Here is a 25,782-nt window from a genome sequence, read left to right on the forward strand (position 1 = left end):
GGTCTTAGTTGTTGACTTTTGGACGAATATCACCAATTAGCTTATCTACCAACTCGGATACGCACGATACACGCAGGCGGTCTAAAACAGATTTAACTCGCACCATTGCAATTTCGACATCAACGTTCAATCGTCTCGCAATATCCCTATCAGAAAGACCTGCAATAAGCATAGCGCAAATGTTTGCCTCACAATGCGTCAAACCGTATTGGTTTACTGCTCTATTATAAGCAAACCGCACATAATCCATAGCGCTTACAGCAGGTACGATATAATACCTCTGACAGCAAGATGCCTGAAACAAGTATGCGCCGAGTCGATAAGCATTGTTTCCAATGTAACATATGCACTCTCGAGGTGGGATGCAAATCTTTTCTGCTAATTGCTGTTCTTTTATCAGCATGGACACAGCATTGACAATCCTATCAAGATTTTCCTGCTTATTTATGCAGCCACAAATCGATTCCGCCATTTGGTTTATGTGGATGAGTTTTGCAGAATCATCGAAAATAAAAATTGGCATAGGTGCCTTGTCGAATGCGCCCTCCAAAGTATTCTTTGTCCTAAGTATTTCCTCAAAAAGCTTGGCACGTCTCAAGGCGCTAACAAAATGTGTTTGCAAAATACTTAGAAAATGTACATCTTTTTGCGAAAATGGTGCATTGCCTTTTCCTCTCGCCATGTATATCCTGGCATGAACATCTTGCCCAGTGTTAAGGGCAGTTGTTACCGCATGGCACAATCCCTCTGGAAGCAAAAAGTCATTGTAGATTTCAGAATTCTCCCACACACTCTTTGGGACAATATCGGTAGGCCGCCAAGCATGAAGGTTTCTCGCCAGGGCGGGTAAAAGGGTCAATTCCCTTGCGTGATAGTAGTTAGCATACCTTTCGAAGAAAACAGGATTTATATTATACGATACATGGCGTTCAGGTTTGCAAGTTCGGATATCGAGAAAAACTGCACCTAAGACATCAACGGGCGTTAACTTCCTCAATAAGTCAATGATTTCCGTCCACGCCGACGGTGAAAAGATATCCGAGTTTGCAATGTAAATTATATCCGAAAGTATTCCAAGCTCTTTGTACGTTACGGCACGCATATAAAATGGCTACCCTTTTGCAAAAAGTAATACCATGCAAGTTTTGGGGTGTCAAGAGGTTGTTTAGTGATTGAATGCTAATTATTCCCGAATACAGGCTCTTGATGTCATATAAGTCCAATTGGGGATTCAAGCCTTTTCCGCACCTCATTAAGAAACATGGCAGCTTTAGCTCCATCTAGAACGCGATGATCTGCAGACAAGGTAGCCTTCATTCGTTTGGAAATAGTAATTTCCCCATCAATGACAACTGGGCGTTCCATAATTGTGCCAATGGCTAGAGATGCTGCCTGTGGTGGGTCTATAATCGCTACAAAGTTTTCTACATTGAACATTCCCAAATTAGAAACAGTAAAAGTCGCCCCAGTATATTCAGATGCACGTAAGGTATTTGAGCGTGCGTGCTCTGCAAGCCTTTTCGTTTCTACCGCAATTTCCCTGAGAGGTTTTTTGTCTGCATTGTGAATAACAGGAGCTATTAGGCCGTTCTCGAGCGCCACTGCCATTCCAATATTAATTTCTTTGTGCATTATAAGTTTGTCTTCTTTATAGGAAGAGTTTACTTCAGGAAATTGCGCTAGCGCCAGAGCACAAGCTTTTATTACCATATCTGTAAATGAAATCCTTTTCTGGGCATCTTCTATTGAGTTTAGTTCATCACGAACACGAGACGCCCAATCCATCTCAATCTCTGTGGTGACATAAAAATGAGGGATAGTTTGCTTGCTTTCAGACATACGGTGCGCAACTGTTTTTCGCATCTTACTAAGTTCAACTTCTTCAGAAGGTACCTCAGTAATAGGAGGAGCTGCTGCCACTGATGGAGGCGAAGGTGGAGGCGCAGCCGAAGGGGCAGCTGCCTGAGCCTGACTTGCATAAGCTACTACATCAGCCTCGGTTATCCGACCATTTGGGCCAGTCCCCTTGACTTTCGACAAATCAATACCCAACTCTGCTGCCATGCGCCGTGCCAAAGGCGATGCGAGAATATGCTTTTCCTCGGCAACCTCAGCTGAAGGCTTGGGCTCTTCTCCAATGTATTGTGGAGCAATTTCAACTGTGGGTTCAGCTGTTTTAGGCGGTTGTTCACTAACAACCTCAGGCTGCTGTGGAACTTCAAACTTGGGAACTGCCTCAACAGCTTCCAATTCGGCGATTGCTGCTCCCACAGGGACTGTTTCTCCTTCAGGCACAAGGATCTTTTTTAAAATTCCCGATTGAAATGCCTCCATTTCAACGTTTGCCTTGTCAGTTTCGATTTCGGCAATAACATCACCCTCACTAATGCGGTCACCTTCATGCTTTAACCATTTGATGACTTTTCCTTCTTCCATTGTGTCGCTCATCTTTGGCATGGTGATTGCAGCCATTATCGTTCCTCCGTTAACTTTATTTGCGTCCTTTAAGCTCTTTATGCCTTACCCATGATTTGCCTTACCGCCATTACTATGTCATCTTGCAACGGCACAGCAAGCTGTTCGAGCGGCTTTGAATATGGCATCGGCACCTCGGCAAGCGCCACTCGCATTACCGGCGCATCAAGGTAGTCAAAAGCTCCTTCAAGAATTCGAGCTGAAATCTCTGCGCCCATTCCAACCGACTTCCAATCTTCTTCGACAATAACGGCACGATGAGTCTTCTTTACCGAACCCACAATGGTTTCTGTATCAAGAGGCCTGAGGGTGCGAACATCCACAACTTCTGCATCAATTCCTATATCTGCGAGATGCTCGGCTGCTTTCATAGCCAAAATTAAAGTCCTTAGATAGGAAATAATAGTCACATCTTTGCCCTGCCTTTTTACCTCCGCTTTAGCAAGTGGTGTCAAGTACTCATCATCAGGCACATCGCCTTTTGTATTGTATAGGGCTTCATGCTCGATGAACATTACGGGATTGTCATCTCGGATGGCACTTTTTAGAAGGCCTTTTGCGTCAGCCGGCACCGATGGGGCTACCACTTTAAGACCCGGGACATGAGCATACCAAGATTCCAAATTTTGCGAGTGTTGGGCACCAAGTTGAAGCCCAGCCGCTTGTGCAGCACGTATGACCAAAGGTATTTTAATCTGACCGCCCGACATATAGCGGAGTTTAGCGGCATGATTTACTATTTGATCCATCGCCAATGTTGTAAAGTTAATTGTCATCATTTCTACAACAGGTCTAAGACCCACCATCGCCGCACCAATACCTGTCCCAGCAATAGCTTCTTCAGAAATTGGGGTATCGATAACACGCTCAGGTCCGAATTCTTGCAGCAGACCCTCTGTAACCTTGAATGCGCCGCCATACGCCGCAACATCCTCACCAAGCACAAGGATATTTGAATCACGCCTCATTTCTTCTCTCAAAGCTTGGTTTAATGCTTCTCGGTAAGTAATTGTCTGGGCCATTGAATGCTCTCCTACGCATAACTTAATATATTGCTTGCCTTCGAAACCAAACTTTAGCTATAAGCTTCAGGCATACACATCCTCATATAAGGCATCTGGCGGCGGAAATGGGCTAGACTCAGCAAAATCCACTGCCTCTTGAACCTTAGCATTCACCTCATCGCGTATTGCAATTAAATCGTCGTCAGTTATGAATAAGTTTTCTTTTAGATATCTTTCCATCCGTACAATGGGGTCACGTTTTCGCCACTCCTCAATCTCTTCTTTTGTTCGATACTGGCCTGGGTCAGCAACCGAATGTCCCCTATACCTGTATGTAATCGCCTCGACGAAACGTGGCTCGCTATGTTCTCGCGCTAGTCTTATCGACCTTTCAGCTGTGTCTCTAACTGCTAGAACATCCATACCATCCACCTGTTCACGTTCAATATCGTAGCAAGACGCACGTCGAATTAGGTCAGGAATCGAGGAGGCTCTATATACTGGCGTGCCCATCCCATATAGGTTGTTCTCCAAAACATAGATGACCGGAAGCTTCCAAAGGGCAACCATATTCATAGCTTCATGAAAAGCTCCTTCGTTTACCGCGCCATCACCGAAAAAGCAAATGCATACTTTGTCTTCTTTCTTATATTTAATTGCTAATCCAACTCCAACGGCGAGCGGCATACCTCCACCGACTATTCCGTGTCCTCCCAGAAAGCCTTTCTCTATGTCGAAAAGGTGCATTGAACCACCCTTGCCCTTTGAAATACCAGTAACTTTGCCGAAAAGCTCCGCCATTACGTATTTTGGATCAGTGCCTTTTGCTATACATTGGCCGTGCTCTCGATATGCTCCAATTACATAATCATCCGGGCGCAAAGCAGAAATAAAACCAACCGCCACAGCTTCTTGGCCTGAGTAAAGATGGAGAAAACCACCAATTTTGCCCCTCGTATACATCTCGGCAGCCTTTTCTTCAAAAGTGCGAATCAAAAGCATCTCTTTATACATTGAAATTAGCTCATTTTTTGTCAGTATTGCTCGTTTCTCACTGATAGCCATAATTTATTCTGCCTTTCCTGAGCTTCCAAAAACACGTATTCTATCCTCGATTACTGCCTGCATCGCCGTTCTTGCAGGTTGGAGTATTTTGCGAATATCATATTTACGTGGTACGCCTGCTCTATCAGCTTCTTCATGCTCAGCCTCAATTTTGACAATGCAGTCTCGAACAGCTTCGAAAAATGCTACGCGGATATTTGTATCAATATTTACCTTAGCAATCCCAAACCGAATCGCCGCACGAACATCTTCATCAGGAGTAAATGAACCGCCGTGCATAACAAGGGGAATACCAACTTTGTCTGAAATTGCTTTTACTCTCTCAACATCAATAAACGGTGTCCCTCGATAGAGACCATGAGTCGTGCCAATGGACACAGCTAACATGTCAACACCGGTATCTTCCACGAAGCGTGCTGCTTGATTTGGGTCGGTTAATGCCCCAGATGCATCGGTGATTTCCTCACCAATCTGCCCAAGGGTACCAAGCTCGCCCTCAACCGTCACCCCAATTGCATGAGCCGCCTCGACAACCTTGCGTGTTACTTCTACATTCTCTTCATATGTCCTCGGCGTTTTTCCATCAGGCTGCAGCGAACCGTCAATCATCACTGAAGTAAATCCAAGCCTAAGAAACTTCATTACAACCTCAAACGTTCGTCCATGATCAAGGTGAAGGGCAACAGGGATATTTACGCGATCCACCAGGACTTTCATTAACGCCGCCAATTCCTCTGGGTCTGTATAATTCAAAGTAGTCTGGGTAACCTGCATTATAAGAGGACTGTTTTCCGCAACACCTGCACCAATTATCGCCTGTGCAGTCTCCATGTTTACGGCATTGAACGCACCTACCGCATAATGTCCTGCCAATGCTTTCGTAACAATTTCTTTGCTTGTGACCAGTGTCATATCAAGACCTCAGCCTCTTTGTGGTTTCTGCTAGCCTCCTACCAAACGCTCGCGCAATCAATAATTCCTTTTCAGTTGGAGTCGGTTCTCCAAGGCCCGAGACAGACGAAGGACCATAAGGAGTGCCGCCTCTGTCAGTTGATGCGACATTCGGTTCCACATATCCCATGGGCACAATTATATACCCCAAATGCATAAGTGGAACCATCATTGTAATAAGGGTTGCTTCATTCCCACCATGCATCGTGCTCGTGCTTGTAAATACACCAGCAACCTTTCCCACAAGCGCACCTTTTGACCACAGTGGACCTGTAGACTCGAGAAAATTGCCCATTGCTGGTGATACATTTCCAAACCTAGTTGGACAACCCATTGCTAGACCCTCAGTTTCAACCAAATCATCGAGCGTAGCTTGGGTTATTTCATTTGATTTAAAGTCATAGAATTTAGACCAAGTTTCATTTGCTCGAATTACCTCCATCGGGGTCGTCTCCTTAACCCATCGCATGCGCGCTTTTATATCTTCCACCTGCTCGATGCCCTCAGCGACGGCTTTCGCTAGCTTATATACATTTCCGCCCTTGCTATCAAACAAAACAAGTATCTCCATGACAGTTACTCCCGAATTGTTTTTTGGAGTAATGTTCCCATCATTAGCCGATTACAAACTTCCCCATTGTTTTAACAGGGACGCAACTAGTTGCAGAAGACGCAAGATTGATATAGAAAACACCAAAGTTTCATGTTATTATTTTACTAAGAAACAACTCGCTGAAGCTGTTTTGTGGTGCCTATCTCAAGCATTTTTACCGTTATCTATTTGCAAGCGCAAGGATTTATTTTTGCCAAAAATCCTAAAAATATTTTAAAATAGCTGACAAATCACGCTCCGGGCGGTGCGATAATGAGCAAAATCAAGATAATGCACTTCGGTGATGTCCACCTCGGCATCGAGAACTACGGAAAAATTGACCCAGAGACAGGCCTTAACTCTCGCCTCACAGACTTTTCGCGTTCACTTAACGCGGCAATCGACAAAGCACTCGAAGCAGGAGTAAATTTAGCGCTCTTTGCTGGGGATGCATACAAATCTAGAGATCCAAACCAAACACACCAGCGAGAGTTTGCCTCGTGTATCCGGCGACTTACCGACGCAGGACTGCCAATCGTAATGCTTACAGGCAACCACGATTTACCTAACTCCAGAGCTCGTGCAAACGCAATCGAAATATATCGCACGCTCGGTGTAAAGAACGTGCATGTGCTTAGTAAACCAGAAGTCCTTCTTATTGAAACCACTGCCGGACCTATTCAGATAGCCGCAATGCCATACCTTTTAAGAAGCGTTGTTCTCTCACGCGAAGAAACGCGCAATCTTTCCATAGAAGAAACCACCGATTTGATGGTAAGAAAGTATACCGACTACATTGCTTATTTGGCTCGGCAGCTAAACCCATCTATCCCTTCTGTCTTATTAGGTCATTTCTGGATAAAAAATTCAAAAGTCAGTTCCCAAAGCTCCTATTTAAACGTTGCTGAGCCTGAGGTGTTGGTAAGCGCAGTCGCAAATCCTGCTTTCGACTATGTAGCAATGGGACATATCCACAAACATCAGGATTTGAACAAGAGGGGGCATCCGCCTGTAGTCTATTGTGGAAGCATTGAGCGTATAGACTTCAGTGAGAAGGACGAGGAAAAGGGAATCGTTATCGTCGAGGTTGAAAAAGGCTCCGCATCTTATGAGTTTGTCAGTGTACCAGCCAGGAGATTTGTCGAAATTGAAGTGGATGCAGATGTTGATAATCCAACCCAACGCATTCTCGACGAAATTTCGTCGAAGCGGATAGATGATGCTGTGGTCAAGTTGATTTATCACATCTCCGCTGACAAACTACCTTTTGTCCGAGATTCGGACATCCAAAGAGCGCTTTCTTCTGCATTCTATGTTTTGCCTATAACAAAACACATTATTCGTGACAAGGAAGCCATCCGAAATAGACTGTTAACGGAATCACTCGACCCTCTTCGGGCGCTTGAAATGTATTTTGATACAATAGAAGATTACCGAAAACGAAAGGCCGAATTAATGGATTACGCACGGCCGTTGATTCAAGAATTAATAGCGGAAGAAAACATAACATAAAGTCAGTCAAATCAGAAAAATACATGCAGTAAGCCAAACAAATGCCAGAGGTGAAACCATGATTCCACTTAGATTAGAACTTCGGAACTTTATGTCCTACGGCGAAAATGTGACGCCGCTTGACTTGCGAGGTATCCACATCGCTTGCCTCTCTGGCGACAACGGCAATGGTAAATCGGCACTTCTCGATGCAATTACTTGGGCGCTTTGGGGGGAAGCTCGCGCCTCAGACGATGAACTAATCCGCCTCGGTTCAGATGAAATGCGAGTTGTTTTTGATTTCCAACTTGGTGACGACGTATACCGCGTTATTCGAGGGCGTAGCAAGAAAAGTTCCTCTGGCATTTGGGAACTTTATATTGCGGATAATGGCCAAATTGAAGAAAAGACAAACGGTCTTCAACACCATACCTCCCAGCCATCACCAACATGGCGGCCACTTACAGGCCAAGGGCTTCGTGAAACTGGCCGCCAAATAAAACGCATCCTTCGAATGGACTATCGGACCTTTATTAATTCCGCCTATATTCAGCAGGGTAGGGCAGATGAGTTTACAAAGCAAACGGTTTCCGACCGGAAGAAAATTCTCGCAGATATCCTCGACCTAGGTCGCTATGATGCACTAGAGCAAAAAGCAAAAGACCGCCGCAATCAAGCTGACCAACAAGTCCAAGAGCTAAGTAGAGAAATAGAAACAATTGAAGCGGAAATTGCAAACGAAAATGAACTCCAACAACAGCTTAATGAATCAATCGCTGAGCGCAATAAAATCGAAAAAGAAATTGCAAGCAAAGAGTCAGAATTAAAAAAGCTGATGAAAAAGCAGGCGGAGCTCGAAGCAGCTGCATCCCAAAAACGGGAAAGTGAGAAGCGCATTAGCGAATTGCAAAAGGAGATTGACAATCTCATAGCTCGAAAGTCCGAGCAAGAGCAACGCATAAAGCAATTCCAAGAGATTATCAAAGACAAAGAACGAATTCTTGCAGGAATGAACAAACTTACAGAGCTCAGAAACCAATTGCCCGATTTTGAGAAAAGGCTCGAAGCTCTTCGGCAGCTTGAACTAGAACAAATGCGCATAGAACAGGCCATTTCAAACGAACGCCACAAGATAGAATTGGAGTTTCGATCTCGAGCCGATGAACTCGGCCAATTATTGGCCAAAATCGAGCAATTACCAGCCATAACTAACGAAGTAGAAACTTTGCAAAAAGAGATTGCTGAACTAGATAAACTTGAGATTCGAAGGAACGAAATACAAACTGAAATCACAAATCTCTCGAATCGAATGGGCGAGCTAAAAGCCCTCCACGAAAGGCTGCCCCAAGAGAAAAAGGATCTCGAGGAGAAATTGCGGCTCCTCTCCGAACCAGGTGCACGGTGTCCAGTTTGTCGGACTGAACTCGGCAAGGACAAACATGCAGAGCTAGTTAATGATTACAAAATGCAAATTGAACAAACAGAAAACAAAATAAAGGCGGTCATTTCCGATGCAACGAACGTCAAGAAAAAGCGCGCTAGTTTAGAAACCGAGCTTGCAAATATTGAAAATAAACTCAAGAAGGGCAGGGATACTCGCCACAGACTTGCTCAAGCAGAACAAGTGCAATTGCAAATCCTCGAAGCGAAAAAACAAGAACCTAGTTTAAAAAAGGCAGTCGAGTCTTTGCAGAAACAGCTTGAAACCGAAAATTTTGCACATGACTTACGTCTGAAGCTGAAAAAAACCGAAGAAGAAATAACATCCTTGGGATACGATACAAACGAGCATAATCGGATAAAAGAGGAGATTAAAAAACTAGAAGAATTTGAAGCTCTTGCCGCAAATCTCAAAGTTGCCGAAGAAAGCCTTCCAACAAATGAGGAAAACTTGAGGGCAATCAACGAATTAATCGCCAGCCGCCAAATGTCAATAGCTGAACACGAAAAGACCATAAAAGATCTTGAAAAATTGCTCCTGGAATTCGACGCGGTAATAACTGAACTTAATGCGGTCTCTAAAACTCTGGAGCAACTTCGAGAGCTAGACCGACAGATTACTGGTAGAATTGCAAACCTCAGGCAATCAATCGAACGCTGTAAAGCTTTGCGGGAAAAAGTTGACAAGCTGCAAAAAGACCTTGAAAAGGCAAAGAAAGACAGAACCATTTACAATGATTTGGTTACTGCATTTGGAAAGAAAGGAGTTCAAGCACTTATTATCGAGAACGCAATCCCTGAAATTCAGGAAGAAGCAAACCGATTGCTCGCCCGAATGACCGATAACTCAATGCAAGTAAGCCTAGAAACATTGCGTGACAAAAAGACAGGCGGTACTGCTGAAACACTTGACATCAAAATTAGCGATGATATGGGAACCCGAAGTTACGAGCTCTACAGCGGTGGTGAAGCATTTCGTGTAAACCTTGCTCTTCGAATCGCGCTCTCGAAGCTTCTTGCCCGCCGTGCTGGAGCCCGGCTTCAGACATTGATAATCGATGAGGGCTTTGGCACACAAGATGGCAAAGGAAGAGAAAAACTCGTCGACGCAATTAACTCAATCAAAGATGATTTCGAAAAGATTCTAGTAATCACTCACATCGATGAACTAAAAGACGCATTCCCTACCCGCATTGAAATAACAAAGGACTTGCAGGGGAGCAAAATAAGCATTTCCTAGTTATTTGCTACTTTTTGCGAGCACATTATCGGTAACAGCCGCCGAAGTTTCTTTTGCGCGAAAAGACACCAGAACACGCACCATTAGAATAACAACTAGAACTGCGAGAACCACGAGAGCTACATCTGCGCCCATTAATGCATTTGCCTTTGCAGGTAGGTACTTTGTCACGAAAAGATACACCAGTGCCGTCATCGTGGTCGCCATCATAAATAAAGCCGGCAAAAAGGCGAAAAGATAGCGTCTACCCTTCAATGCCAACCATCCAACAACGGACAGTAATGTAAGAGCCGAAAGAAGTTGGTTAGCTGAACCAAAAATAGGCCATAGTGCAAGAATCGTATTTGTATAAGCAAAGAAAAGCATCAACCCAACAGATAATAAAGAATTAAAAATGTAGGTTTTCATAAACCACGGGGGATTCCTAAACAAGATAGCCCAAAGTTCCTCAAAAAGATAGCGATTGAGACGCACGGCGGTGTCCAGAGTTGTAATGACGAATCCCTCGACCAAAAGCATTCCAAAGATTGTTCCAAAAGCAGCAGAAATTCCTAGCGCATCATGAAGCAGACCACCCATCCCAACGGCAAATGCGGCTGCAGGATTTGACTGCCCCGACGCCCCAGGAAAAACAAACGATAAATAGTGTTTAAAATTGAGGCCGGCACCAACTGCAATAACAACTCCAAGTGCAAGAAGAGCCTCTAAGAGCATTCCTCCATATGCAATACTTTTTGCATGAGACTCCTGCGAAATCTGTTTTGATGTGGTTCCACCAGCAACAAGCGCATGAAAACCAGAACATGCCCCACAAGCAACGGTAATAAAAAGAATAGGCCATATTAATCCTAACTTTGCAGTCCCCTCAGCAACATTCCAACCAGGAGCACTTATCGGTATACCCCGAAATAGGGCTGTTATTCCAGCAATAGCTAGCGCAGCTACACCTCCATAAAGCATAAATGCGTTTGTGAAGTCCCGCGGTTGGAGCACTAACCATACGGGAATGCCAGCAGCAAAAACTGTATACACCGCAATAATTATCATCCATATGTTCTTGTCAATGCTTACAGGATATCTTAGTCCCATAAGCACCGAGAATATACAAATCCCAAGCGCAAAGAGAGCCATCAAATTCACATTTGCTTTTCGCTTGTAAAGAAGATAACCGATAAATGGAGAAAAACAAGTAATGATAATTACTGAAGTTGAGGCAATGCCACCAATTCTCGCATTCACAACCCCTTTGACTACGGTTGTTTTAAGCAAAGTTTGGCTACTTGCCATTCGAAGAATCTCAAGCGGTACTAATGATGTGAGAGCAGTCGCAGTTATTTGAAGGAACACTGATGTTACCATCAAGATCATTACAATAGTAAAAGCAATAAACAACAGAAAACCAGCGCGCCCCAGTGCCTGCTCTGCAACTTCGGCCATGGATTTGCCTTTCTCGCGAATACTTGTTAGCAATGCGGAATAATCATGCACTGCACCAACGAAGATACTCCCAAATACAATCCATAGCCATACGGGTATAAACCCAAAAATCATAGCCATTGTGGGGCCCAAAATCGGACCTGCACCTGCAATTGAAGCAAAATGATGACCAAAAAGCACAAGCGGCTTTGCGGGAACATAATCCACGTCATCACACATTTCGCAAGCTGGGGTTGAACGTGAATCATCTACGCTAAAAATATTAGCAATATAGCGCCCATAGAACTTGTAAGCAAACAAAAATAGAGGAACGGCAGCAACAAACAGAAGGCCGGCATTCATCCTAATGCTCCCTTCTAATGGCTCTCTGCAAAGATGGCTCGCAGCTGGGCTTCCTGGTCAGCATTAACTAGGGCTATTACGCTGTCGCCTTCCTTAAATACCACATCAATGTTTGGAAGGATTGCATGACCATCTCGAACAATCGAAATAATTAATGCGTCCTGGGGGAGGGCAACCTGGTTTATCCTCTTTCCAACAACCGGTGATTTGGGCCCAAGATCTACTTCGACAATCTCAATGTTTCCACGCTGAAGAGGAGCAAGTGGAATAACCTCATCCGTTTCGATTTGTTGCTCAATTAGATTAAAAATTATCTTTGTACTGCTTACTGTTGCATCAATGCCAAGCATTTCGAAAATATCTTCATTTTTGGGATTGTTTACACGAGCAATCGTGCGAGGAACGTGGAACTTCCGTTTTGCCATCTGACAAATAACAAGATTATCTTCATCGTCTCCTGTTACCGCCACCACAACATCGGCTCGTTCCATCCCAACCTCTTTCATTGTCGAGACTTCGCAAGCATCTCCCCACGTAACTACTTCACCGAGGTCCTCCGAAAGATAATCCGCACGGGAGCGATCCTTCTCCAAAAGAAGCACCTCATGCCCAGCGTCAATCAAAGCTCGTGTTAAATAATGTCCTACTTTTCCGCCGCCAGCAACTATTATGTACATTTTATCATCCCCACTTCTTAAATGACTGGATCCTCAGGGTTGAGAGCGCAGTAATCAGCCATTGCCCCCAACTCCTTTCCCAGCAGTGTATCTTTGATTAATCGCGCGCCAACAACGGTTGTGCAAATAGTCTGAAGTCCAAGCTCGCGATATGCGTATGCTCGGATTGGATCGTAAATTCTAGCAATAACCTTAGGCACATGGAATTTCTCTTTCGCTATTTGAACCGACATAATGTTCGTGTTGTCGCCGTTGGTCACCGCAATAAACGCATCTGCATCCTTTATACCAGCTTTCAGCATCACTTCCTCATCAATTCCATTGCCCAAAACCATTTTGCCCTTGAAATCGGGCCCAAGTCTGCGAAACGCTGTGCTTGTGCGGTCAATTATTGTTACATCTTCTCCATCCCTTACCAACGAGCGAGCAAGAGTGGAGCCAATGCGACCGCAACCGAGAATAATTACTTTCATTCCAACTGCGCCTCCTTATCCTTGAAATTATGCGCTTTCTGTTAATCTACGTCAAGACCCATGTTGACAATAATAGTCGCGTGTGGTATACTACCCATTGCTGAAAATAATGAAGCAAATAATGCGCTTGTAGCTCAGGGGATAGAGCGAAAGGTTGCGGACCTTTAGGTCGGGGGTTCGAATCCCTCCAAGCGCGCCATCCTTTTTAAGACTTTATTTGTGGGTCGGACTTCTATAGTTGCCTAATTAAAAATTTGTTGTTTGAGTGCCCTTGTAGCTCAGTGGATAGAGCGCCTCCGTCCTAAGGAGGGCGTCGGGAGTTCGATTCTCTCCAAGGGCGCCATCATCAAGGAATGGTTGATGGTTAATGGTATTAATAAAATGCGAACCATTTACCGTCAACCATTCCTCATTTCTAAAATGGAGAGGTGCGGGAGTGGTTTATCCGGGCGGTCTCGAAAACCGTTGTGGCGCTCGCGCCACCGTGGGTTCGAATCCCACCCTCTCCGCCATTACCCCAGTTGACAAGCGCCGCCTTCCCATGTTACCGTAACTCCATGCAATGTGAATTTAGGGGTTGGCCAAATGGGAAAGCCAATCAGCTCTCACATCCACCTCAAACTGTGTATTCTCGTTGTTATAATTACAGCAGTCGCTTTTGCTCAGGTCGTCGGACACAAGTTTGTAAGCTACGATGACAGCAAGTATGTTACTCTTAATCCTCACATCCGCAACGGAATTACCTGGGCCACAATCACATGGGCTTTTACGACCTTTCGTGCAAGCAATTGGCATCCGTTGACCTGGCTTTCTCATGCGTTGGACTGCCAGCTCTATGGTTTACACAATGCCTGCGGCCATCATGTAACAAACTTGCTCCTACATTTGGCGAACGTAGTTCTGCTTTTTCTCCTTTTTAGCAAAATGACTGGGGCAGTCTGGCGAAGCGCACTCCTAGCCCTTCTTTTTGGCGTTCATCCACTCCATGTTGAATCAGTCGCTTGGGTAGCCGAGAGAAAAGACGTATTAAGCACTCTCTTTTGGATGCTCACCATATTGGCATACATCCAATATGCTCAATCCCCAAAAACCAAAACCTACATTTCAGTAATTACTTTCTTCGCTCTTGGGCTAATGTCAAAGCCAATGCTTGTAACGCTTCCGTTTGTGCTTTTGTTGCTCGACTATTGGCCACTCAAACGAATGAATATTGACCGCCAATCGAAATCTCCAGGTAAAACTTCAAAGCTTATGCTGGAAAAAGTACCGCTCCTTATTTTAGCAGCCGGTTCCTCTGTTATGACATTCGTCGCTCAGCGAATAGGAGGATCTGTTGCAACAGTAGAAAGCTTTACGATCGGCGTCAGAGTAGCTAATGCGCTTGTATCATATGTCAAATATCTAGTTAAGACAATTTGGCCGCACAATTTGGCAGCATTTTATCCGCACCCAAACAACACAATCCCTACTTGGCAAGTGTTTGGCTCATGGATAATAATACTTGGAATTACAATTTCCGTTTTCAAAGCCGCCAAAAGTCGTCCATATCTCATGGTAGGCTGGCTCTGGTATCTCGTCACTCTAATACCCGTCATTGGTTTTATTCAAGTTGGCTTCCAGGCAATGGCAGACAGATACACTTATATTCCATTAATTGGCATCTTCATTATAATCGCATGGGGAGTTCCGGATTTAGTCGGAAGGGTAGAGCGCAGCGAAATAAAACAAGGTTTAACAGTTATCCCATCCTCAAGGTCTACCATTCTACCATTTGCATCCAGTCTCGTTACCTTAACCTTAGTAATTCTTACATGGCACCAAGTACGATACTGGAAAGATACGATTACATTATTCGAGCACGCGATAGCCGTAACAAAAGGGAATTATGTTGCACACAATAATCTCGGCCAAGAGCTGAGTTCGATTGGTGAATTGGATAAAGCAATTGCCCACTACCGATTGGCTATCAAAAGCGACCCTGACCCAGGACTGGCATACAATAATCTAGGGGCTGCACTTGCGCAATTAGGCAGGATTTCTGAAGCAATGGAAGCATTTCACCGCGCTGTGGAAAGCGACCCCGAATGCTGTGAAGCATATGTGAATCTCGGGCGTGGATACGCTTTGCAGGGTGATTTCCATAAAGCTAAGCAATATCTCGAAAAAGCGCTGGAAATTGATCCTGAAAATTCGGCCGCTTATTTGGAAATGGGCAATGTGCTTGGCCGCCAAGGAATGTATGCGAAAGCTGAAGAGTACTTTGCAAAAGCAATCTATCTAAACCCAAATTCCGCCGAGGCACACAATAATATGGGCGTTATCTACCGCAAAACAAACAGGCTAGACAATGCGATAGTAGAATTTAGGGAAGCTATGCGCTTAAAACCAGATTTGCCAGCGCCTTACCACAACCTTGCGCTTATCTATTATGTTAAAGGAGATATCAAAACCGCTTGGGATGTTATTCGAGAAGGAGAAGCCAACGGCGTAAATCCAAATCCAATGCTTGTGCAGGCCCTCTCCCGTGCTATGCCTAAACCCTCATTGACAGCGCAGCCTTCGCCGTGATAGTTTATACTTCGCAAAACCACGAACTAATCATAGACGCAGGCAACATAACCGCATGCAAAGAATGCCGACTTCAAAAACAATTCGACCCAAAAAGTCGAATCTCGAAAATTATGATCTTTCCCCCTATAAAGCATGGGGCGTGATTGTTCTAACGATACTCCTCGTAGGGTTTCTCCGCGCTCGATTATTGAACGTCCCCCTTGAGCGCGATGAAGGCGAGTATGCTTATATGGGTCAGCTTTTGCTCCAAGGAATCCCTCCATATAAGCTTGCCTACAGCATGAAACTCCCAGGCATCTACGCTGTTTATGGTGTTATTATGGCAGTTTTTGGCCAAACAATAACTGCTATACACCTCGGTCTTTTGCTAGCCAATGTCATTACAATAGTTCTTTTATTTCTAATCGCCAAGCGAATAGCTGATAATCGGGCTGGAATCATAGCGGCGATTGTATTCGCTGTTCTATCTATAAGCCCACTTAGCCACGGTTTGGCTGCAAATGCAGAGCATTTTGTGGTTCTCTTTGCACTTGGCGGCATTCTCTGCATGTTAAAGGCGATCGAATCGCAACGACTGCATTGCTTCTTTTTGAGTGGGCTACTTTTGGGCTTTTCAATGTTGGTTAAGCAGCACGGTGGATGCTTTGCTATTTTTGCAGGGCTATATATTCTTCTTACCGGGTTAAGAAAACAAACCCATCGCGTCCGAATTTTAGCGCAACAGGCAGGTTTATATATATGTGGCTTGTTTCTTCCGTACGGTTTGGCGTGCTTGTTCCTTTTCGCTGAGGGAGTTTTTGACAATTTTTGGTTTTGGACGGCCACTTATTCAAAGCAGTACGCTACTAGATTATCACTTTCGACGGGGGTTAAATATTATCTTTCGGATGCCATAGAGAACGTCTTCAAGCCATCGTTTTCAATATGGATTTTAGGAATTTTTGGATTTGCAGCATTGTTTGACCACAAAATACGGCGCTATTATATGTTTATAATAGGGTTCACGCTGTTCTCATTAATTTCCGTTTTCCCAGGATACTTTTTCCGCAGGCATTATTTTATCCTACTTCTCCCTGCTACAGCAGTCCTTATTGGAATCGGTTACACTTCAGCAATAGCCATATTGGCAAAGCGAAAGAAAGCACTTGCGATTATACCCGTTACCATTTTTGGAATTGCAGTAATTGCGGCGCTCCTCAACCAAGGAAAATTGCTTTTTTCAGCATCACCAATTGAAGTCTCCCGCGCCGTATACGGTCTCCAGCCTTTCCCAGAAGCATTAGAAATCGCAAAATATATTAAAAGGTCCTCAACTAAGCAAGACACGATCGCAGTTTTAGGGTCCGAGCCAGAAATTTTTTTCTATGCAAATCGAAGGTCCGCCACATCTTATATCTACGTCTACCCACTCATGGAGGAACATAGCAAAGCACTCGAAATGCAAAATGAAATGATGCAAAACATCCAAAAAGCAAAGCCTAAGTTTATCGTTTCAGTCGTCAATCCGCTTTCGTGGGGTGTTTCGCGAGGTTCTGTAACTAAAATTTTCAACTGGAGCGCAGATTATTGCCGGCAGCATTATAAAATAGTAGGTATAGTTGATATGTTGTCAGCCGACTGGACGGATTATTATTGGGACAACGAGGCAAGAAAAAATACCCCACAATCACAGGAATATGTGATAATTTTGGAAAGAAAAACCTAATCAAAAAGTCTTTGTTGTTCCTACAGGAACAAAGGAGGATAACTTGACCCGAAAGCCCACTACCTCCAATAAGAAGATATACGTCGCTGCAATGCTCCTCGCATTGATTGTACTTGTGCCCTTTTTTCAAGTGCTTTGGCATGACTTCATCACTTTAGACGACCCCACCTATGTCGTTAGCAACGAACAAGTTAAAAAAGGACTAAGCTTTGCAGGGCTGAAGTGGGCTTTAACTGCAATGCACGGTGCAAACTGGCACCCAATCACATGGCTCTCGCACATGCTTGATTATCAACTTTTTGGTCTCAATCCAATGGGCCACCATCTAATGAATCTACTCATTCATTTAGCAAACACCCTGCTGCTATTTTCGGTGCTGAGGCGAATGACCGGAGCAGTCTGGCGAAGTGCGTTTGTGGCAGCGTTGTTCGGCGTGCATCCGCTCCACGTCGAATCTGTTGCATGGGTAGCCGAAAGAAAAGACCTCCTGAGCACCCTATTTTGGATGCTCACAATGCATGCATATAGACGATATGCTCAGTCGCCGACTATCAAAACCTATTTGCCCGTGATAGTGGTCTTTGCTCTTGGCTTAATGACAAAGCCAATGTTGGTAACCTTGCCATTTGTTCTTCTAATTTTAGATTATTGGCCTCTCGAGCGAATTGGGAATTCTGGCTTAATGCCAATTGTAACTTCGAGAAATTTTAGAACTTTACTGCTTGAGAAAATCCCGCTGTTCGTCCTATCCGGGATATCCTGTGCCATTACTCTTTCCGCACAAAGCCGAGGCGGTGCAATACAATCGCTAGAGGAATTTACACTAGGCGTCAGGCTAGGTAATGCGGTCGTTGCCTATGGAAGCTACTTAATAAAAATGATTTGGCCTTATCGCCTCATTGTATACTATCCTCATCCAGGCTCTAATCTGCCCGCTTGGCAAGTCCTTACATCTGGCTTTTCATTGGCGCTCATCACATTCATAGCTATAATGCTTGCGCGTAAGCATAGATATCTCGCGGTTGGCTGGCTGTGGTATCTTGGCACGCTCGTACCAGTGATCGGCCTCGTCCAAGTCGGCATGCAAGCCATAGCAGACAGATATACGTATGTGCCTCTAATTGGAATCTTCATCGCAATAGCTTGGGGAGTCCCTAAGCTTATCAAACCTCATGAAACTTGCAAGAGAGTAGGGGAAAAACAAATTGCATTTTCGATTCTTCAATCATCAGCAGCCTTGTCTATTCTCGCCCTAGCTATATGTACATGGATTCAAGTAGGTTATTGGAAGGATAGCTTCTCCCTTTTTAGACATACACTTGCTGTTTGCCCCCAAAATGCCGTTGCCCACTACAACCTTGGTGTAGCATTTGTGAATAATGGCGATGCTGAAGCGGCTATGGTAGAGTTCCAAAAAGCACTGAATATAAAACCAGGATATCCTGATGCATGGTACAATGTCGGCGTCCTTCTTCAGCGCAAAGGTAAGATTGATGAGGCAATCAAAAGCTACTATCAAGCAATCAAACTTGACCCTACGTTGGTACAAGCCCGAAACAATCTAGCCATAATGCTTTTCATTAAAGGAAATTATGCTGAGGCATGGAGAGAAGTTCATGCTTGCATGAAATATGGATTTCAACCGCATCCTGAATTCCTCAAAGCGCTGTCCCAAAAGATGCCCGAGCCTTAATCCGTCAGCAAATGCTAATTAACAAGCGTTATGATGGTGATTTTTGCAGGATATAGGGTGAAAGATTTGAAGGCATGTAATAAAATCAGTTGTTACAAGTCTAAACAACCGAATGAGTAGACTCAAAATGGGACATACTCGGCGAACCACTGAAGGCATTCTTATTTTATTTGCATCCCTATTATTGCTAATGGGATTTGCACTTGTCTATGCTGCAAAGCTTCCCCAACTTTACAATGGCGGGAAAGCAAACATAAACACTGCCGATGAAAATACCTTGTCAGCAGTCATGGGTATTGACCGCAGACTTGCAAAACTTATATGCGAATACCGCAAAAAGAATGGGAATTTTACAGATGTTGATTCGCTTCGACGTATAAGGCTACTCACCAAAGATGAAGCGGAGAAAATCGCCACATTAAACGCCAGCCGCAAAATTGACATTACAACTATTAGTCCTGAAGAGCTTTCAGCAAAAGCTGGAATCAGCCCCGAAGTCGCCTATAGAATTTTGGAGGCAGTAGCAACAAGAGCTCCAGGTGAACCTATAACAACCCTTCTTTTGTCAAAAATTTCTCTTATTTCTAGCGATACTCTGGCCTCACACAAAAAGACCCTGAGAGTTCGAGATGCCAACCAAGTAACGATTTCATTTTGGATAAAAGCCTTTATCATGATAGGCGGATTCTTTATATTTCACCTTACACTGAGAAAAAAAGCACCAAATGCTGACCCATATCTTGTACCATGCGTAATGGTGCTTTCAGGGCTGGGATGCATAATTTTGTTTTCAATCAAGCACCCGCTCCAAGACACCGACGTCTTCGGCCGTCAAGTCCAAGGTGTGCTTATTGGCATTGCCTTCGCAACGATACCTTTAAGTAAAAAATTCAGTACACTGCGTCTTTGGCGATATACTTATCTATATGCAATCTTCGCCATCATCTTAACCATAGCGCTAGCACTGTTTGGTAAAGGCCCAGGAGGAACACGACTAAGTTTATTGGGAATTCAGCCGATAGAGATTGTTAAGCTTGCCTTAGCCTTTTTTGTTGCAAGTTATCTTGCTGAGCGTTGGAGTATCCTATCTGACCGCACTGGTCCACGTCGCCGATTTCAGCTTCCTTTATTCCGTGATATCGGTCCCCTAGCTGTAATATACTTTCTCTCCCTCGCCACGTTTATCATGGTAAAGGACCTAGGCCCAATGCTTGTCCTCTTTGGAATGTTTGTTGTGCTGCTTTATATTGCAACTGGAAACTCTTTATTTATCATAGCCGGCCTTGGACTCATCGCATTCAGTGGTTGCATTGCCTATTTTTTAAAACTGGGCGTTTTTGATGTGCGAGTTGATATGTGGTTTTACCCATGGGCAAATTCGCATGCGAACGGAATGCATCTTGCGCAATCACTTTGGGCATTGGCAACTGGTGGATTATGGGGAAGCGGCTTAGGACTTGGGCAACCGAACTACATACCAAGAGCAGGCTCAGACCTTGTTTTCTCTTCGTTAGGTGAGGAGATTGGTCTACTTGGCACGATTTTAATGCTAATCTTATATTCAGTACTCCTATCAAGATGCTTTCGAATTGCTATTCGGGCTAGAAACGATTTTGAAAGGTTTCTTGGTGCAAGCATTGCCTCCCTCCTAGGAATCCAAACGGTTGTTATAATCTTCGGTGTGCTTGGACTCCTTCCGCTTACTGGAATCACCTTACCATTTACCAGCTTTGGGCGGTCCTCAATGATTGCCTCGTTCTTTGCGCTGGGCTTGCTGCTGAGTATTTCGTCTGACGGTTCGATTTATCCATCAAATATTCCACTACCAACCAAGCGAGCACTCAACCGCCTTGCAACAAGCATTATTGTTTTATTACTGGGCGGGGCTGGAATATGCCGCCTTATGTGGATTCAAGGCATCCAGGCAGACCAAATAGCTGGTTCATCGGCGATAGTACCCGACGCTGATGGCATTTCACGCCCCCATATCAATCCCCGATTAAAAGCCATCGAAGCAAGAATACCCAGGGGAACTATTTTCGATAGGAATAACCAAATAGTAGCGTTTTCCAACAATGGGAGAAGGCTCTACCCATATGGTGGATCCATGGTTCACCTTGTTGGCTATCTTGATTCCAGGTATGGTGGTCCAACTGGAATAGAAAAAAGCAGAAACAATGACCTTCGTGGCTTTGATAATTACTCAGACCTTCTCCCAATATATCGCCTAAGCCATATGCCTCACTGCCCAAAGCTAAAAGGCAAAGACATAAGGCTTACAATTGACGCCAGACTTCAGGTTAAAGTTGAGAATGCGCTCAGGAAATACGCAAATGCTTTGGTTGACAAGCGCACCGGAAGGGTCAAAAACAAAGGCGCTGCGGTTGTTCTAGATGTTCACACGGGTGAGGTACTTGCCGCAGTTTCAATTCCCAATTTTGACCCCAACAAGCTTTCATATCACGATTGGAGGAAATATATGGCTGATTTAAATAACGACCATGTGCTCATTAACCGAGCACTGAATGGCCTTTATCCTCCAGGCTCAACGTTCAAAATTATTACAGCTGCAACTGCGCTCCAGAATGGAGTTGATTTCAAGTATATCTGCAATCATAGCGAACATGATGTAACATGGCGGTGGAAAGGCAAAACATTCGCACGAAAACACATTACCGACCTCGAGGATATGTCGGCTCATGGTTTGGTTGATATGGAAAAGGGCCTTAGAGTATCTTGCAATCTATATTTCGCGCACTTGGCGATGGAGTTGGGTCCTGAGCTTTTGTATAAGACGGCAACAAAAGGCTTTAAGCTAGAACATATCCCACCTCCAAAGCTACTCGCCGAAGATTTAGCAGATAGCGGCTATGGACAGGGACGGATTTTGGTTACTCCGCTTGAGATGGCACGAGTTGCTGCAACTATTGCAAACAACGGCATCATGATGAAGCCTCAATTTATTAGGGAAATTCGCACTAAAGACGGCAAGATCGTTAGGCAGTTTGAACCAATTGAAATGGGAAGGCCTTTGAATTATAAGACAGCGGCTTACCTCCGAAAGATGATGGTTGACGTTACCACGAGTGGTACAGCCAAGGGGCTTTTCGAGGACATAAACATTAAAGTTGCTGGAAAAACTGGAAGCGCTGAGAACGAGCAAGGCGACAGGCTTGCTCATTCGTGGTTTGTAGGATTCGCCCCAGCAGACGACCCCCGAATTGCCTTTGCCGTTGTTATCGAAAATGGAGGATTTGGAAGTCGCTCTGCTGGACCAGTATGCCGAGAGATAGTTAAGGCTGCTTTATAAGCAGTAAAAAACTTAAATATAAGCAAGGAGGATTTTTAAATTGACAAAAGAATCGTTGTTCCCTGACAAACGCGAGATTGCAGAAAAAGAACGCCGTGTAAAGGAATTCATGGAACTAAAAGGACTTGATGCTCTCGTACTAACTACCCAAAGCAATTTCGCCTGGTTCACCTGCGGTGCCGATAATCGCGTGGCAAATGCAACAGAAATAGGGGTAGCTTCTGTGGTAATCACTAAGGATTCAAAGTACATTGTTTGCGATAATATTGAATACCCTCGAATATTTGATGAGGAAATCGGTGACCAAGGATTTAAGTTCAAAACTTATAATTGGTGGGAAAGCAACCTAGCTGATGAGATTAGTAAACTTACAAGCGGCACTGTAGGTGCCGATACTGTAATTGCTGGCACAAAGTTGGTTGCTGGCGATATTCCGCCGCTCAGATACTCGCTAACAGAACAAGAGATAGAACGGTACCGATGGCTTGGTATCAATACAGCTGAGTGCATGTATGAAGCTTGTATCGAAGTCAGACCAGGAATGACTGAGCATCAGATTGCAGCCTTACTTGGCGGCAAGCTAATTGATCGGGGCATAATACCAAACCTAATTCTGATAGCAGCCGACGAACGAATAAGTAAATATAGACACCCAATTCCCACAGAAAATACTTTGGAAAAATACGCAATGCTGGTAACCTGTGCCCGAAAATGGGGGCTAATCCTTTCGATGACACGAATAGTTCACTTTGGCTCAATCTCACCAGAACTCAGACATAAGCATGACGCAGTTATGCAGGTGGATGCCGAATTAATTGGCGCAACCCGGCCTGGTGCACGGGTGGATTTCATTTTTGGCAAGGCAATCGAAGCGTATAGGCGCACAGGTTTTCAAAATGAGTGGCACTTCCACCACCAGGGCGGTCCGACTGGTTATGTGGGCAGGGATTATCGTGCTAGACCAGGAGTCGCTGGAATCGTTGAGACAAATCAGGCTTTCGCATGGAACCCTTCTATCGCCGGCACAAAATCCGAAGATACTATAATTGCTTTGACAAGTCATACCGAAATTATTTCTGCTCATAAGGACTGGCCAACGAAGACAATTGAGATTAACGGAGCAAAAATTGAGCGACCTGATATAATGGAAATGTGACCGTTTGGCGAAAAGAGGTGCCAATATGAAGTTTGAAAGGCGCATACACCTTCTCGCCGGCTTGCTCCTTGCACTCGCAACGTTTCTTGTGTTTTGCCGGGTGCTAAGCCATGATTTCATTAACTTTGATGATGGGGTTTATGTCTATTCGAATGCTAATATTAAAGAACTGACGTTTCAAAGTATTAGATGGGCATTCAAAACAATGCAAGCGTCCAATTGGCATCCTCTTACATGGATTTCGCATATAATTGACTATCAACTTTTTGGTTTAAAGCCAGCCGGCCATCACTTCACGAGTCTTCTGCTCCATATTACGAATTCCCTTCTGCTTCTATATATTCTAAACCGTATGTCTGGCTCATTTTGGCGAAGTATTTTTGTGGCCGCATTATTTGCACTTCATCCGCTTCATGTGGAATCGGTGGCGTGGGTTGCCGAAAGGAAAGATGTCCTCAGCACTTTGTTCTGGATGCTCACAATATGGGCTTATTTGAGGTATGTCCAATCACCCAAAATTAAGACTTACATTCCAGTAATACTCCTGTTTTCGCTTGGTCTTATGTCCAAGCCAATGCTCGTAACTCTCCCATTTGTGCTCCTTCTACTCGACTACTGGCCGCTTTGCCGTACTACGTTTAGTCGCCGCCATTCACAAGTTGCTTTTCCTATCGGATTCAAGAAACTTTTGTTAGAGAAAACGCCCCTGTTTTTTCTGTCAGCAATTTCGTGCGCTATTACATACATTGTTCAGCAAAAAAGTGGGGCGGTGGTTCCTTCAGAGCGACTGCCTTTCGGCATTCGTCTGGAAAATGCCATAGTTTCATACCTTGCTTATATTTTTAAGATGGTGTGGCCCGCTAAGTTAGCTATCTTTTACCCTCATCCAATGGCTGGCTTACCTATATGGCAAGTACTTGGCACCAGCGCGATTTTAATCATTGCTTCGATTCTTGCAATCATTGTTCTTAAGAAATATCCCTACATATGCGTCGGATGGTTTTGGTATCTTGGCACACTTATACCAGTAATTGGCCTTGTCCAAGTTGGAACACAGGCAATGGCTGACAGATATACATATATTCCACTTATAGGAATTTTCATAATAATCGCCTGGGGGATACCGGATTTGATAGCACGGCTCGAAGAGCATAGAATAAGCAGAATAACGACGAGGAGAATATATTCCTCTCGTTTACGTTTATCTTTTCTTCAGTTCATCGCATGCATTTCTATTATTGCTTTTAGCATATGCACGTGGTCTCAACTAGGATATTGGAAGAACAGCATAACAATATTTCACCGCACTATTGCTGTTACTGGTGAAAACAGCGTAGCACAATATAATTTGGGAGTTGCCTTTGCCAATCAAAACAAACCTGCTCTGGCACTTGCTCATTTTGAGGAAGCCGTGCGAATAGACCCTTTCAATTTCTATGCTCGCTACAATCTGGGCAAAGCCCTCGATGAAACTGGCAGGTATTCCGAAGCAGAGGAACAATTTCGAGCTGCTATACTGCTCAATCCAAACGATGCCGATTCACATAACAACTTAGCTTGCGTTTTATTGGAGCAAGGTAGATATGATGAGGCGATTGCTGAATATAAAGAGGCCCTTAGGCTTAAGCCTAATGATTCTGTAATTCGCAATAATATGGTTTCAGCTTTAATAAAGAGAGGCGATCTATCAGAAGCGCTAAAGCAATATGCCAAAGCCCTTAAAATCAACCCTAACGACCCTTTTGCTCATTACAACATGGGGAACATGATGGTGAAGCAACAAAAATGGAACGAAGCAATTCGCCACTTTTCTGAGGCTGTACGCTTGAAGCCAAACTATGCTGACGCATATTATAATTTAGGTGTTACATATCAAACAATCGGAAAACTCGATAAAGCATATCAAGCATATCAGCATGCTATAAGATCCAAACCAGGCTTCGGAAAGCCTCATAACAATATGGCAGTCATTCTTTACATGCGCGGAGACTATGCTGGAGCCTGGCGTGAGGTAGAGCTATATATAAAATCAGGAGGCCGCCCTCATCCTGGATTCATTAACGCTTTGTCCGAAAAGATGCCAAAGCCGCCAAATTAGAGGAGAATAATCTTTAAAATGCCTAGGAGTCCAAGTTTTAATAAATATCTTTATCATTCCTC

17 protein-coding genes and 3 tRNA genes are annotated in these 25,782 nt (G+C 44.2%); 11 read left to right on the forward strand and 9 right to left on the reverse strand.

Annotated elements, in window-relative coordinates:
- Nucleotides 1–4 precede the first annotated feature (4 nt).
- The 6 genes from QHH26_03865 to wrbA all read right to left on the reverse strand — a co-directional run bounded on the left by QHH26_03865 (nt 5) and on the right by wrbA (nt 6,066).
- On the reverse strand, nt 5–1,102 hold the full coding sequence (locus QHH26_03865) for a helix-turn-helix transcriptional regulator (GenBank protein MDH7481102.1): 1,098 nt from the start codon (nt 1,100–1,102) through the stop codon (nt 5–7).
- Nucleotides 1,103–1,209: 107 nt separating this feature from the next.
- Complete coding sequence (locus QHH26_03870) at nt 1,210–2,472, reverse strand: dihydrolipoamide acetyltransferase family protein (protein ID MDH7481103.1); 1,263 nt, start codon at nt 2,470–2,472, stop codon at nt 1,210–1,212.
- A gap of 41 nt (nt 2,473–2,513) precedes the next feature.
- On the reverse strand, nt 2,514–3,497 hold the full coding sequence (locus QHH26_03875; protein ID MDH7481104.1) for a pyruvate dehydrogenase complex E1 component subunit beta: 984 nt from the start codon (nt 3,495–3,497) through the stop codon (nt 2,514–2,516).
- A gap of 66 nt (nt 3,498–3,563) precedes the next feature.
- Entirely contained in the window at nt 3,564–4,544 is a 981-nt protein-coding gene (pdhA, locus tag QHH26_03880; protein ID MDH7481105.1) for a pyruvate dehydrogenase (acetyl-transferring) E1 component subunit alpha, read from the reverse strand.
- 3 nt (nt 4,545–4,547) lie between these two features.
- A complete protein-coding gene (locus tag QHH26_03885) occupies nt 4,548–5,456 on the reverse strand; it encodes a class II fructose-bisphosphate aldolase (GenBank protein ID MDH7481106.1) in 909 nt (302 codons plus the stop codon).
- 1 nt (nt 5,457) lies between these two features.
- Complete coding sequence (gene wrbA, locus QHH26_03890) at nt 5,458–6,066, reverse strand: NAD(P)H:quinone oxidoreductase (GenBank protein MDH7481107.1); 609 nt, start codon at nt 6,064–6,066, stop codon at nt 5,458–5,460.
- A 294-nt stretch (nt 6,067–6,360) separates the two neighbouring features.
- Here wrbA and QHH26_03895 point away from each other — a divergent pair, with 294 nt between their 5' ends.
- Both QHH26_03895 and QHH26_03900 read left to right on the forward strand, forming a co-directional pair.
- A complete protein-coding gene (locus QHH26_03895; GenBank protein ID MDH7481108.1) occupies nt 6,361–7,599 on the forward strand; it encodes an exonuclease SbcCD subunit D in 1,239 nt (412 codons plus the stop codon).
- A gap of 58 nt (nt 7,600–7,657) precedes the next feature.
- On the forward strand, nt 7,658–10,258 hold the full coding sequence (locus QHH26_03900; GenBank protein MDH7481109.1) for an SMC family ATPase: 2,601 nt from the start codon (nt 7,658–7,660) through the stop codon (nt 10,256–10,258).
- On the opposite strand, the gene QHH26_03905 is transcribed toward QHH26_03900, so the two are convergent.
- The 3 genes from QHH26_03905 to QHH26_03915 are packed head-to-tail and all read right to left on the reverse strand — an operon-like array spanning nt 10,259 to nt 13,187.
- Nucleotides 10,259–12,037 carry a carbon starvation CstA family protein gene (locus QHH26_03905; GenBank protein MDH7481110.1) on the reverse strand — a complete coding sequence of 593 codons (1,779 nt, stop codon included), beginning with the start codon at nt 12,035–12,037 and terminating at the stop codon, nt 10,259–10,261.
- A 14-nt stretch (nt 12,038–12,051) separates the two neighbouring features.
- Nucleotides 12,052–12,714 carry an NAD-binding protein gene (locus QHH26_03910; GenBank protein ID MDH7481111.1) on the reverse strand — a complete coding sequence of 221 codons (663 nt, stop codon included), beginning with the start codon at nt 12,712–12,714 and terminating at the stop codon, nt 12,052–12,054.
- 17 nt (nt 12,715–12,731) lie between these two features.
- Complete coding sequence (locus tag QHH26_03915) at nt 12,732–13,187, reverse strand: TrkA family potassium uptake protein (GenBank protein MDH7481112.1); 456 nt, start codon at nt 13,185–13,187, stop codon at nt 12,732–12,734.
- Nucleotides 13,188–13,310: 123 nt separating this feature from the next.
- On the opposite strand from QHH26_03915, the gene QHH26_03920 reads away from it, so the two are divergent.
- The 9 genes from QHH26_03920 to QHH26_03960 all read left to right on the forward strand — a co-directional run bounded on the left by QHH26_03920 (nt 13,311) and on the right by QHH26_03960 (nt 25,720).
- Nucleotides 13,311–13,386 (forward strand) — tRNA-Arg (locus QHH26_03920).
- A 68-nt stretch (nt 13,387–13,454) separates the two neighbouring features.
- Nucleotides 13,455–13,530 (forward strand) — tRNA-Arg (locus tag QHH26_03925).
- 79 nt (nt 13,531–13,609) lie between these two features.
- Nucleotides 13,610–13,699, forward strand: a tRNA-Ser gene (locus tag QHH26_03930).
- Nucleotides 13,700–13,772: 73 nt separating this feature from the next.
- Entirely contained in the window at nt 13,773–15,755 is a 1,983-nt protein-coding gene (locus QHH26_03935) for a tetratricopeptide repeat protein (GenBank protein MDH7481113.1), read from the forward strand.
- A 64-nt stretch (nt 15,756–15,819) separates the two neighbouring features.
- Nucleotides 15,820–17,463, forward strand: a complete 1,644-nt coding sequence (locus tag QHH26_03940) for a glycosyltransferase family 39 protein (protein ID MDH7481114.1) — start codon at nt 15,820–15,822, stop codon at nt 17,461–17,463.
- 43 nt (nt 17,464–17,506) lie between these two features.
- Nucleotides 17,507–19,156, forward strand: a complete 1,650-nt coding sequence (locus tag QHH26_03945) for a tetratricopeptide repeat protein (GenBank protein MDH7481115.1) — start codon at nt 17,507–17,509, stop codon at nt 19,154–19,156.
- A gap of 127 nt (nt 19,157–19,283) precedes the next feature.
- Nucleotides 19,284–22,466 (forward strand): penicillin-binding transpeptidase domain-containing protein, encoded by a 3,183-nt coding sequence (locus QHH26_03950; GenBank protein MDH7481116.1) that lies wholly within the window; start codon nt 19,284–19,286, stop codon nt 22,464–22,466.
- A 40-nt stretch (nt 22,467–22,506) separates the two neighbouring features.
- Nucleotides 22,507–23,622 carry a M24 family metallopeptidase gene (locus QHH26_03955; GenBank protein ID MDH7481117.1) on the forward strand — a complete coding sequence of 372 codons (1,116 nt, stop codon included), beginning with the start codon at nt 22,507–22,509 and terminating at the stop codon, nt 23,620–23,622.
- A 25-nt stretch (nt 23,623–23,647) separates the two neighbouring features.
- A complete protein-coding gene (locus tag QHH26_03960) occupies nt 23,648–25,720 on the forward strand; it encodes a tetratricopeptide repeat protein (protein ID MDH7481118.1) in 2,073 nt (690 codons plus the stop codon).
- The last annotated feature ends 62 nt before the right edge of the window (nt 25,721–25,782 follow it).

It is taken from the genome of Armatimonadota bacterium (genome assembly GCA_029907255.1).
GTDB lineage: Bacteria > Armatimonadota > UBA5829 > DTJY01 > DTJY01 > JAIMAU01.

Coding starts and splice junctions, on each gene's coding strand:
- QHH26_03865 (MDH7481102.1), bottom strand. CDS start 1,102: ATGCGTGCCGTAACGTACAAAGAGCTTGGAATACTTTCGGATATAATT.
- QHH26_03870 (MDH7481103.1), bottom strand. CDS start 2,472: ATGGCTGCAATCACCATGCCAAAGATGAGCGACACAATGGAAGAAGGA.
- QHH26_03875 (MDH7481104.1), bottom strand. CDS start 3,497: ATGGCCCAGACAATTACTTACCGAGAAGCATTAAACCAAGCTTTGAGA.
- pdhA (MDH7481105.1), bottom strand. CDS start 4,544: ATGGCTATCAGTGAGAAACGAGCAATACTGACAAAAAATGAGCTAATT.
- QHH26_03885 (MDH7481106.1), bottom strand. CDS start 5,456: ATGACACTGGTCACAAGCAAAGAAATTGTTACGAAAGCATTGGCAGGA.
- wrbA (MDH7481107.1), bottom strand. CDS start 6,066: ATGGAGATACTTGTTTTGTTTGATAGCAAGGGCGGAAATGTATATAAG.
- QHH26_03895 (MDH7481108.1), top strand. CDS start 6,361: ATGAGCAAAATCAAGATAATGCACTTCGGTGATGTCCACCTCGGCATC.
- QHH26_03900 (MDH7481109.1), top strand. CDS start 7,658: ATGATTCCACTTAGATTAGAACTTCGGAACTTTATGTCCTACGGCGAA.
- QHH26_03905 (MDH7481110.1), bottom strand. CDS start 12,037: ATGAATGCCGGCCTTCTGTTTGTTGCTGCCGTTCCTCTATTTTTGTTT.
- QHH26_03910 (MDH7481111.1), bottom strand. CDS start 12,714: ATGTACATAATAGTTGCTGGCGGCGGAAAAGTAGGACATTATTTAACA.
- QHH26_03915 (MDH7481112.1), bottom strand. CDS start 13,187: ATGAAAGTAATTATTCTCGGTTGCGGTCGCATTGGCTCCACTCTTGCT.
- QHH26_03935 (MDH7481113.1), top strand. CDS start 13,773: ATGGGAAAGCCAATCAGCTCTCACATCCACCTCAAACTGTGTATTCTC.
- QHH26_03940 (MDH7481114.1), top strand. CDS start 15,820: ATGCCGACTTCAAAAACAATTCGACCCAAAAAGTCGAATCTCGAAAAT.
- QHH26_03950 (MDH7481116.1), top strand. CDS start 19,284: ATGGGACATACTCGGCGAACCACTGAAGGCATTCTTATTTTATTTGCA.
- QHH26_03960 (MDH7481118.1), top strand. CDS start 23,648: ATGAAGTTTGAAAGGCGCATACACCTTCTCGCCGGCTTGCTCCTTGCA.